This window comes from Mesorhizobium sp. M0276 (assembly GCF_040321755.1).
Taxonomy (GTDB): Bacteria; Pseudomonadota; Alphaproteobacteria; order Rhizobiales; family Rhizobiaceae; genus Mesorhizobium.
The window spans coordinates 21,578-34,561 of the sequence record NZ_JAMYSC010000056.1 but is presented as its reverse complement, the minus strand read 5'-3'; the positions used below and the strand labels follow the sequence as shown (position 1 = coordinate 34,561).

The 12,984-nt window shown below is 62.2% G+C and carries 12 protein-coding genes; 6 read left to right on the top strand and 6 right to left on the bottom strand.

The genetic code is table 11. The features are described from left to right. Nucleotides 1-173: 173 nt before the first annotated feature. Complete coding sequence (gene urtA / locus NKJ01_RS29955; protein WP_245266607.1) at nt 174-1,454, bottom strand: urea ABC transporter substrate-binding protein; 1,281 nt, start codon at nt 1,452-1,454, stop codon at nt 174-176. Between the two features lie 341 nt (nt 1,455-1,795). On the opposite strand from urtA, the gene NKJ01_RS29950 reads away from it, so the two are divergent. Further along, a complete protein-coding gene (locus NKJ01_RS29950) occupies nt 1,796-2,209 on the top strand; it encodes a hypothetical protein (protein ID WP_352733677.1) in 414 nt (137 codons plus the stop codon). A gap of 76 nt (nt 2,210-2,285) precedes the next feature. On the opposite strand, the gene cckA is transcribed toward NKJ01_RS29950, so the two are convergent. Beyond that, the gene (gene cckA / locus NKJ01_RS29945) at nt 2,286-4,859 is read right to left on the bottom strand and encodes a cell cycle histidine kinase CckA (RefSeq protein ID WP_352733675.1); all 2,574 of its coding nucleotides are present in this window, start codon (nt 4,857-4,859) and stop codon (nt 2,286-2,288) included. Nucleotides 4,860-5,082: 223 nt separating this feature from the next. Between cckA and NKJ01_RS29940 the strand changes: the two genes are divergently transcribed. Further along, a complete protein-coding gene (locus NKJ01_RS29940) occupies nt 5,083-5,832 on the top strand; it encodes a hypothetical protein (protein ID WP_352733673.1) in 750 nt (249 codons plus the stop codon). A gap of 88 nt (nt 5,833-5,920) precedes the next feature. Here NKJ01_RS29940 and NKJ01_RS29935 read toward each other — a convergent pair whose 3' ends face one another. Continuing rightward, nucleotides 5,921-6,070 carry a hypothetical protein gene (locus tag NKJ01_RS29935; RefSeq protein WP_352733671.1) on the bottom strand — a complete coding sequence of 50 codons (150 nt, stop codon included), beginning with the start codon at nt 6,068-6,070 and terminating at the stop codon, nt 5,921-5,923. After that, nucleotides 6,036-6,452 carry an RNA polymerase-binding protein DksA gene (dksA, locus tag NKJ01_RS29930; RefSeq protein WP_352733669.1) on the bottom strand — a complete coding sequence of 139 codons (417 nt, stop codon included), beginning with the start codon at nt 6,450-6,452 and terminating at the stop codon, nt 6,036-6,038. Before dksA ends, NKJ01_RS29935 begins: the two co-directional genes overlap by 35 nt. 333 nt (nt 6,453-6,785) lie before the next feature. Here dksA and NKJ01_RS29925 point away from each other — a divergent pair, with 333 nt between their 5' ends. From NKJ01_RS29925 to NKJ01_RS29910, 4 genes are all read left to right on the top strand, one after another. Next, nucleotides 6,786-7,289: a SixA phosphatase family protein gene (locus tag NKJ01_RS29925; RefSeq protein ID WP_352733667.1), complete on the top strand. Its 504-nt coding sequence runs from the start codon at nt 6,786-6,788 to the stop codon at nt 7,287-7,289. 62 nt (nt 7,290-7,351) lie between these two features. Beyond that, complete coding sequence (locus NKJ01_RS29920; protein WP_352733665.1) at nt 7,352-8,830, top strand: YcjX family GTP-binding protein; 1,479 nt, start codon at nt 7,352-7,354, stop codon at nt 8,828-8,830. Beyond that, complete coding sequence (locus tag NKJ01_RS29915; RefSeq protein WP_352733663.1) at nt 8,827-9,936, top strand: YcjF family protein; 1,110 nt, start codon at nt 8,827-8,829, stop codon at nt 9,934-9,936. The genes NKJ01_RS29920 and NKJ01_RS29915 overlap by 4 nt, the downstream gene beginning before the upstream one ends. 135 nt (nt 9,937-10,071) lie before the next feature. Further along, on the top strand, nt 10,072-10,626 hold the full coding sequence (locus NKJ01_RS29910; RefSeq protein ID WP_352485676.1) for a hypothetical protein: 555 nt from the start codon (nt 10,072-10,074) through the stop codon (nt 10,624-10,626). Between the two features lie 90 nt (nt 10,627-10,716). On the opposite strand, the gene NKJ01_RS29905 is transcribed toward NKJ01_RS29910, so the two are convergent. Continuing rightward, entirely contained in the window at nt 10,717-11,925 is a 1,209-nt protein-coding gene (locus NKJ01_RS29905) for an MFS transporter (RefSeq protein WP_352733661.1), read from the bottom strand. A gap of 59 nt (nt 11,926-11,984) precedes the next feature. Continuing rightward, nucleotides 11,985-12,971 (bottom strand): AraC family transcriptional regulator, encoded by a 987-nt coding sequence (locus NKJ01_RS29900; RefSeq protein WP_352733679.1) that lies wholly within the window; start codon nt 12,969-12,971, stop codon nt 11,985-11,987. Between the last annotated feature and the right edge of the window lie 13 nt (nt 12,972-12,984).

The window sequence follows — 12,984 nt, the reverse complement described above, 5'->3', positions numbered from 1 at the left end:
CCCCCCCTTCTACCCCCTTATTCTGGCGTGCTGCTTCTTTTTTTAATAAGCCACCGGTTTTCCCCCTTTGGTGTTTTTATTGGGGCGCCGGGCGGGGGTCCCCCGCGGCCGGCACGCGCGCGGTCTGACTAGATCAGCCCGGGTCATGGACCTACGGTCCAGCCCGGGGAGGATCAGTTCGTTCCTTTGCCGCCGCACTTCCCGGTGGCAACGTTGAAGTTGCCGCAGGACAGAGGCGCGCGCCAATCGGAGATCAGGTCCTTGGAATCAGGCAAATAGTCGGACCATTCGTCGCCCATCACCAAGCCTGGCGTGCGGGAGACGGTTTCGAACTGGCCGTCGGCCTGGATTTCACCGATCAGCACCGGCTTGGTGATGTGGTGGTTCGGCATCATCGTCGAATAGCCGCCAGTCAGGTTCGGCACCGAAACGCCAACCATGGCGTCGATGACCTTGTCCGGATCGGTGGTGCCGGCCTTCTCGACCGCCTTCACCCACATGTTGAAGCCGATGTAATGGGCCTCCATCGGGTCGTTGGTGGTGCGCTTGTCGTTCTTGATGAACTTGTGCCAGTCGGCGATGAACTTCTTGTTCTCAGGCGTGTCGATGCTTTCAAAATAGTTCCAGGCGGCGAGATGGCCGACCAGCGGCGCGGTGTCGAGACCGGCAAGCTCTTCCTCGCCGACCGAGAAGGCCATGACCGGGATGTCTTCGGCCTTGACGCCCTGGTTGCCGAGTTCCTTGTAGAACGGCACGTTGGCATCGCCGTTGACGGTCGAGACGACGGCGGTCTTCTTGCCGGCCGATCCGAACTTCTTGATCGCGGAAACCTCGGTCTGCCAGTCGGAGAAGCCGAATGGCGTGTAGTTGACCATGATGTCTTCCGCTGCGACGCCCTTGGCCTTCAGATAGGCTTCGAGGATCTTGTTGGTGGTGCGCGGATAGACGTAGTCGGTGCCTTCGAGCACCCAGCGCTTCACCGAACCGCCGTCCTCGCTCATCAGATAGTCGACCGCCGGAATGGCCTGCTGGTTTGGCGCCGCACCCGTGTAGAACACGTTGCGCTCGCTTTCCTCGCCCTCATACTGGACGGGGTAGAACAGGATGTTGTCGAGTTCGGAGAACACCGGCAGCACCGATTTGCGCGACACCGAGGTCCAGCAACCGAACACCGCCGCGACCTTATCCTTCGAAATCAGCTCGCGTGCCTTTTCGGCGAACAGCGGCCAGTTGGAAGCAGGATCGACAACGACCGCCTCCAGCTTCTTGCCGAGCAGGCCACCCTTGGCGTTCTGCTCGTCGATGAGCATCAGCATGGCGTCCTTCAGCGTCGTCTCCGAAATCGCCATGGTCCCCGACAGCGAATGGAGAATGCCGACCTTGATGGTGTCGTCAGCCGCCTTGGCAGGCGCGGAGATCAACAGGCCGGCGGCAACCACGCTCGCCGAAAACATTTTTGTTATTGTCGAGAAATTACCCCTCATATTACAGACTCCCAAGCTGGTTGATTGCACCGCAACACTACAAAGCAACCCCCATGCCAATCGCTGTGGCGGCGCCGATGGGGACGAAAAATCGAGCATTGCCAGCGCGTTGGGATTTTAGGCTTACAAAGAAAAAGAGAGCCGCTCAAAATTGATTGAGAGAAATTTGCGCAGACCCGCGACTATCTGCCCAATTTTCGCTCAATGTTCCCAATTGCCTAGATTTTGATCTTCATAGAGGTATCGCAAACGACCGATGTTGCGGCGCCGTGCAAAAATAGGGCAAGCTCGCTCCGCAAACGAGCGACGTCATGGTTTCAGGCATTTCACGCATTTTTATCGGCATATTGATTCTGGCGGCAGCAGGCGGAGCCGCGCGAGCCGACTTCAGCGACGGCAAGCTCCCAGACGGCACCTATCACTGCGAAGTGTACCTGCTTGGCATGTTCCTCAACCTAGGCGACATCACAATCAAGGGGACTGTATACAGTGGCCCAGTCTACACTGGCCTCGGCACCTTCGGGACCGCGCGGCAGGGTTACAACTATCAAATGGATGCAAACGGCGTGATCTCCTGGCTCGGGCCGTTGGGCGGCTATACCGCCGGCGGCAACTCGCTGTCGCTGACCCAGGCAACGCTGGACGGCCAGGGCGCACCCTCCTTCGACATCATCATGAAGCAGCCCGACGGCGCCTTCACCGCCTCGACCTGCACGAAGAACTGAGATGCCAATAAGCGCGGAACCCTGTTGGTTCCGCGCAGAGAGCCGTGTTGCGCACAGGCAAGAACATAGGGAAGTTCTAAGACTCCAGCATGTCCTTGACGATCGTCGCCAATTGCTTGAGCGAAAACGGCTTTGGCAGGAAGCCGAAATGCGCGTCGGCCGGCAGGTTTCTGGCGAATGCGTCCTCAGCATAACCAGACACGAAGACAAACTTGATGTCTGGCTGGCGCTTGCGCAGTTCGCCAAGCAGCGTCGGTCCATCCATTTCCGGCATCACCACGTCGGAAACGACGATGTCGACCTTGCCGCCCAGCGCCTCGAATACTTCCAGCGCCTCGACCCCCGAAGACGCCTCATGCACGGTGTAGCCGCGCGAGGTCAGCGCCCGCATGCCGCCCATTCGCACGGCATCCTCGTCTTCGACGAGCAGCACAGTGGCCGAGCCCGATAGATCCTTGGCCGCATCGGCGATCTTCGCCGGTGCTGCCGGTACATCGTCGGGGTCGCCCGCCTTTTTCAGTTCCGCAACATGACGCGGCAGGAAAATGCGGAAAGTCGACCCTTTGCCGACCTCGGAATCGCAGTAGATGAAGCCGCCGGTCTGCTTGATGATGCCGTAGACCATCGACAGGCCAAGGCCGGTGCCCTTGCCGACTTCCTTGGTGGTGAAGAAGGGCTCGAAGATCTTCTTCAGCACGTCGGGCGCGATGCCGCTGCCGGTGTCCTCGACTTCGACCACGACATAGTCTGCCGGGGTGAGTTCGCGGTAGGAAAAGGCCTTGCACTCCTCGGCAGTCACGTTGCGGGTGCGCACGGTGAGATCACCACCCGCCGGCATTGCGTCGCGCGCGTTGACGGCAAGGTTGACCACCACCTGCTCGAACTGCCCGATATCGACCTTGACCGGCCACAGGTCGCGGCCATGGTCGACCTTCAGCTTGATGTCGTTGCCGACCAGGCGGGCCAGCAGCATCCTGAGGTCGGCGAGCACGTCGGTCAGGTTGAGCACTTCCGGCCGCAATGTCTGCTTGCGCGAGAAGGCCAGCAACTGCCGCACCAGCGAGGCCGCCCGGTTGGCATTCTGCTTGATGTTCATGATGTCGGGGAAGGACGGGTCCGACGGACGGTGGTTGGTCAACAAAAGGTCGGATGCCATGATGATGGCGGTCAGCACATTGTTGAAATCATGCGCGATGCCGCCGGCAAGCTGGCCCACCGCCTGCATCTTCTGGCTTTGCGCCATCTGCCCTTCGAGTGCCTTCTGCTCCGTCGTTTCGACGGCATAGACGATGGCCGACTCCTCGGCGCCCTCGCCGCCGGTCCCATCGGCGACAGCGTTGACGTAGAAACGAATGTGCCGCTCGTCATTGCCGGGCAGAAGCGTGTCGATCGGCTCGATGTCCGCCTGCCGCTGCTGCGCCTTTTCGAAAGCAGCCGCGAAGGCCGGCCGGTCGCGTTCATGGATCACCGTGTCGAGCCGCACACGGCGATCGACGGCGTCGCGATCGACGACGGTCGAGAACAGCGACAGGAAAGGCGCATTGGTGCGCAGGATGCGCCCGTTGTGATCAACGCCGGCTATCGCCATCGGCGTCGAGTTGAAGAATCGGGTGAAGCGCACTTCCGAGGCCCGCAAATCGGCAGACGAGTCCTCGCCTTGCGTACGGTTGAGCACGATCGTGCGTGTCGGCCCGTTGAGGCCTTCGCGGCTGGCCGAAACGCGATGCATGAAGCGCACCGGCAGCGCCTCGCCCGTCATCGTCGTCAAGTCGAGATCGATGACCGCGTTGCGCGTTGTGCCGGGATCGGCCTTGACCGAACGGACCAGCGCCATGCCGTCGCCGGCCACGATCTCGGCCAAAGAGACCGCACCGGGCGTGAAGCTGGTGAGGTCGATGCCCAGCCATTCGGCCAGCGTGGCGTTGATGTAGGTGACGCGACCCTCCTGGTCGGCAGAAAAGAAGCCGGCCGGCGCGTGGTCGAGATGATCGATCGCCTGCTGCAAATCGAGAAAGAACCGCTCCTGCTCCGCCCGTTCCTGCGAGATGTCGGCAAGCTGCCAGGCCAGCATCGGCAGCCGCTGGCCTGGAACACTGAAGGTGCGGGCGCGCGCCCGGTACCAGCGGGCGCCCGGCTCGGCTCCGGGCCGAATGGATTGCGCGAGCCGAAACTCGCCGTCGCCCGGCTGGCCGTCGCGCAGGCCGGACGCCAGGCGATAAATCGTCACCGAAGCTTCAGGGACATCCGAGAGCAACCCCTCGACCGTCTTCAGGTCGGCCGCCGACGACGCTCCGGTCATATCGGCATAGGCGCGGTTGGCATAGACGACACGACCCTTGGTGTCTGTGACAAGAAGGCCCTGCGACATCGAATCGACGAAGGATTTCGACAGTTCATCGCCTGTCGAGCGCGGTGTCACCTGCACGAAGCCGATCGCGGTGGCAAACAGGAAGCCGACGCCGATCATCGCCAGCACGCCGAGCATACCGAGCAGAAAAGGATCGCCGAGGCGCTCGCGGAAAAGGCCGAAGACGATCGCCGCCCCCGTCAGAACGACGATGAAAATGATGAGCCGGGTGACCGCGCCTGGTCGCGTATTCTGGTCGACGATCGGTACCGGATAGAAATCGCCGCGCGCTTCCTTGGCCATGTGCCCCCTGCTCGTGAATTCCGGTGTTCCGACCACCCGCCCCTAGCGGGTTGAATCACATTCTCCTAGTCCCGAAAAGGCCTGGCCGGCAAATGTCCGATAAAAATGATGTCTTCCGGCCCTTGGAGTTTTCAAGCTGTTCACCAGCGTGAAACGTAACTTGCGGTGGCCCGCCGCAACGGTCTAGTGTCAGGTCTCTTCCAAGGGCAATCAGGGGAAACCGATGCAATGGCTGGATAGCGTGGCGGGCCCCGGTTATGCCGCAGCATTGTTGTGGACGTTTGCAGCACTTGTCCTGCTGGTCATCGTTCTCGTCATCGTCAAGCTGGTGCGTAACCTGACGTTCGGGACCTTCGTTGCCGGCGGCCGGAACCGCAAGACACGGCTGGCCGTCATGGACGCCACTGCCGTTGACAGCCATCGCCGGCTGGTGCTGGTGCGCCGCGATGACATCGAGCATCTGCTTTTGATCGGCGGCCCGACCGACCTCGTCGTCGAGCGTGATATCCGTCTTTCGGCGCCGCGCCGTCCGGCCTTGACCGGGGACAGTGGCTTGCAGCCGGTCCCGGCCGCCGCGGGCCCGGCGGCAAGGCCGCGTCCGCCGCAACCCGCTCCACCGCCGGCGAGACAGGCACCCTCTCCGCAGCCGGTCAATGCGGTGCCGCCGGCCCGCCCACGCCAAACAGTACCGGCACCGGCACCTGCGCCAAGGCCGGGGGCGCAAAGCTACCAGCCGACCAATATCACGCCGCTGCCCGCCTACGGATCCGCGCCTGCCGATGTCGTCCGGCACACACCGCCGCCCCCACCTGCGCAGGACAGCATCGACGACACGCTAATGAGGGAACTCGAAGTATCGCTCGACCAGCCCCGGTCGGGCGCCCCGGCGAGCAAACCGGCGACGAAGGAACCGCAGTCGCTCGACGATGAAATGACCAAGCTCCTCGGCGAACTCTCCAGCCAGAAGCGATGAGCGGCCGCTGAGTAGCCATCCCGCGCGAAACTCGTAGCCGGTTCGACTGCGGGACCCCTTTCGGAGGATCATGCGTCAGGGGCACGCTTCAATGTTTGTAGATTTCGTCCGCCTTGAACGTGCCAACAAAAATGGCCGGAAAACCGGCCATTTCAAAATCAACGTCAATCATGACGGCTGCTCGTGTGCCGCCGGCTTGACCCTCAGTCGTCGCGGTAGACTTTTTCGCGGCGCTCATGCCGCTCCTGCGCTTCGATCGACAATGTGGCGATCGGACGTGCATCGAGCCGCTTCAGCGCGATCGGCTCGCCGGTCTCTTCGCAATAGCCATAAGTGCCTTCGTCGATGCGCTGCAGGGCGGAATCGATCTTTGCAATGAGCTTGCGCTGACGATCGCGGGCCCTGAGTTCGATGGCGCGGTCCGTTTCCGAAGAGGCGCGATCGGCTAGATCGGGGTGGTTGGCGTTTTCTTGTTGCAGGATTTCCAGTGTTTCGCGCGCTTCGCGCAATATGTCGTTTTTCCAGGTGACGAGCTTCAGGCGGAAGTAGGATTTCTGCCGCTCGTTCATGAACGGCTCGTCTTCGGAGGGTATGTAATCGGCGGTAACGATGTCGTTCATTCGACTCACCCAAACTGCCCCAAATTTGGCGCCTATATATTCGCCGTCCGAGGCCTGCACAAGCGCAATCGGCCGCTGTCTCACGCAATTGTTAATGCGCGCCGTCGCGCGCCATTGCAGGGGCGTACGGTCGTTTTGACACCAACTTCGCTGTGACACTTTGGATCCGGTGAAACATGCTTTCGCAACATCGCCGGTGTTTTTCGGCCCAGGCACAACCGCCTCTTGCTGCGCCGCAGCATGGTGATTCGCCGTAGTCGATGATCACGGGCCATTGTGCGCAATGCCGTTCTCGTGGCTAATCCTGGAAAGGCTTCGGCATTCGGAGGTTGGGTGAGCAGGCTGTATCTGTTGCGACATGCGAAGGCTGGCTGGGCACTGCCCGGCATGCGCGATTTCGACCGCCCGCTCGATGCATCGGGCCGCAACGACGCAGAAACAATCGGCGCAGCCATGCGCACCCGCTTCTATGTTCCGGACCTGACACTATGCTCCAACGCCAAACGCGCCAAGGAGACGCTGGAAGGCCTGGCCGGCCAGACCGACACCGGCCGGGTCCTGTTCTTCGACACGCTCTATAGCGCGGACGCCACCGGTTACCTCCATCTCATCCGCGACAATGGCGGATCGGGTTCGTTGCTGGTCATCGGGCACAACCCGATGACGGAGGATCTCGCCATGGCTATTTCGGGCGACGGCGACGAGACGGCGCGGGCAACGCTCAACCGCGGGTTCCCGACCTCGGGCCTGGCGGTCCTCCGCTTTGACGGCGATCTTGCCAAGGCCGCCCAGGGCACCGGCTATCTCGAAGCGTTCCTGACGCCTGCCGATCTCTGAGCCATTTCAAAGCCTGTTTGCAGAGCCTATATCGGACATAGGCAAGCCCGAGAGATCACATTTTGGCATCATCGCTGACTACCTTCACCGACGAGGCGAGGATTGCCCTCGACACGCTGTCGGGACGCGCCACCGGGCTTTTTTCTCCATCGCTGCGCCTCGGCGTGACCGGATTATCCCGCGCGGGCAAGACCGTGTTCATATCGGCCCTTGTCCACAATTTGATCCATGGCGGGCGCCTGCCGCTGTTTGCCGCGCAAAAATCAGGACGTATCGCTCGCGCCTTCCTCGAGCAGCAGCCGGACGACGCGGTGCCGCGCTTCCAGTACGAGGATCACATTGCCGCCCTGCTCAACGACCGCGCCTGGCCCGATTCCACGCGCGCCATTTCGGAACTGCGGCTGACCATCGAATATGAATCGGCCTCCGGCTGGAGCCGTTTGTTCTCCTCCGGCAGACTGTCGATCGACATCGTCGACTATCCCGGCGAATGGTTGCTCGATCTGCCGCTGCTGGGCAAATCCTTCGCCGATTTTTCGCACGAAGCCTTCGAAATGGCCGTCCTGCCTGTGCGCGAGGACCTGTCGCGGGCCTGGCGGGCGCTGTCGGCGGAGATCGATCCGAATGCCGATGCCGACGAGATGGCGGCGCGCCGCCTGGCTGAGAGCTTCGCCGCTTATCTGAAAGCGTGCAAGCTCGACGAACGGGCGCTTTCGACCTTGCCGCCCGGCCGTTTCCTGATGCCCGGCGATCTCGAAGGCTCGCCGGCACTAACCTTCGCGCCCCTGGCAGGGATTGGCGACAAGCGTCCGCGACCCGGGTCGCTGCACGCCATGATGGACAGGCGTTACGAGGCCTACAAGACGCATGTCGTCAAACCGTTCTTCCGCGAACACATCACCCGCCTCGATCGCCAGATCGTGCTGATCGACGCCTTGCAGGCGCTGAACGCCGGTCCCGGCGCCATGGCCGACCTGGAGCGCGCGGTGACCGAGATTCTCAGCTGTTTCCGTCCCGGCCGGGGCAGCTTCCTCACCGACCTGTTCTCGCGGCGCATCGACCGCATATTGGTTGCCGCGACGAAGGCCGATCACCTGCACCACGAAAGCCATGACCGCCTGCAGGCGATCGTGCGGCGGCTTGCCGACCGCGCCGTGGCGCGCGCGAATTTCACCGGCGCCGATGTCGATGTCGTCGCCATGGCCGCGATGCGCGCGACACGCGAAGGCACGGTCAAGCAAGGTCGAGAGACGTTGCCGGTCATCATCGGCACGCCGATCGCCGACGAGAGGATCAATGGCGAAACCTTTGATGGAAAGACGGAAACAGCCATATTTCCTGGTGACTTACCGGAGAAAATTGATGCGGTGTTCGATGTTTCGGGCCCCGATCACAAGCAGGACCCTGCGGACCCGGCAATCCGCTTCGTCCGTTTCCGTCCACCAAAGCTCGAACGCACGGCCGAAGGTGTCACGCTGTCGCTGCCGCATATCAGGCTCGACCGTGCCTTGCAGTTCCTGATCGGAGATCATCTGGCATGACCGCGCCCCGCAAGCCGGCAGCATTCCGCATCGAGCCGGAAGCCACATCGAGACAAGCGGCGCCAGAGGCGCGCAACGCCCAGGCCGAAACTCGTGCCCAGACCGACACCCAGCGCAAACCCCGCGCGATGAAAACCGATGTCGCGATGATCATACCGGCGGAAGTCGATGTCTTCGACGAGCCCGACATCATCGCCGCAGAGCCGCCGCCAGCGATCGCCCCCAGAAAACGCTCACTGCTCGGCAGCATCTTCTTCGGCGCTTTTGGCGTCCTGGTCTCGCTGGCCGTCGGCCTGTGGACCGACCAGCTCATACGCGACCTCTTCGCGCGCGCCGAATGGCTGGGTTGGCTGGCCGCGGGCATGGCTGCCATCGCCGTGCTGGCGCTTGTGGTGATCCTGATTCGCGAATTCCTGGCGATCGCCCGCCTCGCCGAGGTCGAAAAACTGCAGAAGCGGGCGCTCGATGCGATCGCGCGTGACGATCCCAAGGCAGCACGATCGGTCGTCGACGAATTGTCGGCCTTTGTCGCGGCCAAACCCGAGACTGCGGCCGGCCGGCGCGCGCTGGCCGAACTGCGCGGCGAAATCATCGACGGCGGCAATCTGGTGCGCCTGGCCGAAGCCGAGATTCTCGGCCCCCTCGATGCCAGGGCGAAGGTGATGATTCTCGAGGCCGCCAAACGCGTCTCGCTGGTGACGGCGGTCAGCCCGCGCGCACTCGTCGACGTCGCCTATGTCGTGTTCGAGGCCGGGCGGCTCATTCGCCGCCTGTCGGAACTCTATGGCGGACGGCCGGGAACGCTGGGTTTCTTCCGCCTGGCGCGCAGCGTGCTGGCGCATCTGGCGGTTACCGGCTCGATCGCGGTCGGCGACAGTTTCGTCCAGCAAATCGTCGGCCACGGCCTGGCGGCGCGCCTTTCGGCCAAGCTTGGCGAGGGCGTCGTCAACGGCATGATGACGGCGCGCATCGGCATCGCGGCGATGGAAACGGCGCGCCCCCTGCCCTTCAGCGCGGCGAAGCGTCCCGGACTGGGCGATTTCCTCTCCGCGCTGACATCGTTTGCCACCAGGAAAGGCGGTGAAACTGCCCCGCCTGGCAAGTGAGCCGGGCCGGAGCGTTTGGACCTTCGGAATTGTTACCGGACTGCTTTGTGGCGGCACCGTAGTGACGAAGCATTAACCAATCTTGTTCATGGTTAGACGGGTTCCAAACAGCCTCTTTGTTGCCGGGTGTCGTCGATGAAAAGTGTAATTCTGTCCAGCCTCCTGCCCCTGGCAACCGTGATCACTACAGTCGTCGGCATTGCCGGAGCGGCCGCCTCGGCAGAGCCGGACAAGCAATTCTTCCAGTCGGCCGAAGGCAAATGGATCGGTCCCGGCGAAATCGTCGCCGGCAAGTACAAGGGCACCAAATTCAACTGCAGCTTCACCGGCTCAACGCCCGACGGCAAGGTCGGCATGTCGCTCGACGGCGGCTGCCGTGTCGGCATGTTCACCCAGCAGATGTCGGCCAAGATCGAACGTAAAGGCCGCGAGGGCTACAAGGGCAGCTTCATGGGCGGCGCGAGCGGCTCCGGGCTCGACATAATCGGCGGCAACGTGGTCGATCCCCACAAGGTGGTCTTCACGATCAACCGCAATCAGTTGCGCGGCGTCATGCAGGCCCGCATCCCCGACGACAATTCGATGACGGTGACCATTGCGGTGCGCGTCGACGACCAACTGGTGCCGGTGATCGGCATGAGCCTGAAGCGCGTCGACGCCGTGGAAGTCGGCTCCATCGCGCCGAACTGATAAATCGTCGATCGCTGAAAGCAAAAGAGGCGGCGATCCCATGGTCACCGCCTCATTTTAACAGCTAGTTTAGGTCAGCTAGAGCAAGGTTCAGCCGCGAGGCTGTAGCAGCGCCAGCAGGGCCGTCGCCGCCGCAAGGACAGCGGTCAGAGTCAAGGGCGCCGTGGCACCATAGGTGTCCACGACATAACCACCGACAACCGCGCCGATCGTGATGGCAACCTGGAAAGAGACGACCATCAGGCTACCCGCCGCTTCCAGCGCATCAGGCGCCGCACGCGACAGATTGGTCGGCAGCACCACCGGCCCCATGCCGAAGGCGAGGCCCCAAAGTGTAACGAACCCGAAGGCAACGCCGATGTGCACGCCCCAAAGCACCAATGCCAGCGCCGCAAACGCCATCAACGCGGCGGTCACCACGAGAGCAATGCGGATATTGGCGTCGGCCATGCGGCCGCCGGCAATATTGCCAATCACGGCGGCGATGCCAAATCCGAGCAGAGCCAGGGCAATTGGCCCGGTTGCAAGGAGCGTCACCTGTTCGAGGAAGGGACGCACATAGACAGAGCCAGCAAAATGCCCTGTCATCAGCAAGACAATGGCAAGCATGCCGAGTTGAATACCACGCCGCCGTGTCAGCCGAAATACGTCTGCAAGACTGTTGCTTGCTGCTGCAGGCAAGGTCGGCAGGCTAAGCAACTGCAAAAGCATGGCAATCACGGCCAGCCCCGCCGTCATGGCCATGGCGCTGCGCCATCCCAGCCAGTCGCTGATCAACGCACCCATCGAGGGCGCGGCAATGGTGGCGAGCGAGACCCCGAGGGTGACGACAGCCATGCCTCGACCTGTCGCATTGGTGCCGACCAGCCTTGCAACGACAGCAACCGAAAGTGCCCAGAAAGCGCTGAGAGCAATCCCCAGTCCGGCCCTGCCTAGCAACAACAGCCAAAAATTGGGCGCCAACGCTGCAAGAATATTGGAACCGACCGCCAAGGCCATGAGGCCAACCAGCACCGTCTTGCGGTTCAATCGGCCGATGAGAACATTGCTCAACATGGCCGTCACGGCGCCGACGGAGGCGGTGGCGGTGACGACCTGTCCAGCCGTCCCCTCGCTGATGCCGAGATCACGCGCCATTGGCGTCAACAGACCTGCCGGCAGGAATTCGGCTGATACAAGGGCAAAGCTGGTGGCCGCCAATGAAAGGACCGCGAACCAGGTGGCCGCGCTCCACGCGACCGGCGCGTCGGCATCAAGGCCAATCGCGGCGTCTTCAAGCTGTAATGTTGTGTCAGTCACTGAAGGATCTCCAAGGTTTAGAGATCTTCATAGACGAGTCCTTCCGGATGATATGTATCTCAAAATCCGAAATTCATGTCTATTCGTCCGGGAATTGTGCGGCGCACAACGCCCGGCGAGACATTGGTGATGCGCTTGAACGCGCGAGCGAAGGATGCCTCGGAATCATAGCCCAAACGGGTAGCGACTTCGGCAACCGACAAGCCGTTTTGCTCCAGCAACTCGCGGGCAAGCTGCATACGCAGGCGAGCGAGGTAGCGTGCAGCACCCTCCCCCAATACAGCGCTGAAGCGCTCGGCGAAAATCGAGCGCGATTGGCCTGCTACGCCGGCGAGGGTTTCCAGCGTCCAGTTACGGCCGGGCTCTCGGTGCATTGCTGCCAGCGCGCGGCCAATATGGGGATCGCGGATGGCTGCGAGCCAACCCGTGGTCGAGGCTCCCGAGCAATTGACCCAGCAGCGGATGAGCCGGGCTGTCAGCAAGTCCGCCATACGCGACAAGATGGTGGCGCTGCCCATCTGCGGATGTGCGGCCTCCGCCGTCATGGCCGCCAGCAAAGGACCAACGACCGGGTCATTGCCAGCCACGTCGCAACCCTTGATGATAGGCGGCATCAACGAGATCAATGGGTTAAGCGCACAGGAGCCCAAGGTCATGGAGCCGCAGAAAAGGGTGCTCGTCGCGCCCGTTCCTTCCCGCACCACCTCGCAGACGTTGCCCCCCAACTTGACCACCTGGCAACCCTGGAGCGAGTCGCCTGCAACATCCGGCGCACTCGCCAACCGATGGGCGATGCCTTGCGGCAGCAGCACCAGATCGCCATTGCGCAACTCCTGCCAGCCTTGCGCTTCTGTATGAATCCAGCATGGACCCTGGCCGACAAAATGGAAACGAAGCAGCTTTTGTTGCGGAAAGTCTATGCTCCATGGATGCCGGAGCTCGCAGCGGCCATAGTTGACACCACTCAAGCGAAAGTCTTGCAGAACTTCGCTAAGCGCGTCCATCGGGATGCGCGGCAACGACGGGCGGGACGAATAGTCAGGCATATGGCTGATATAG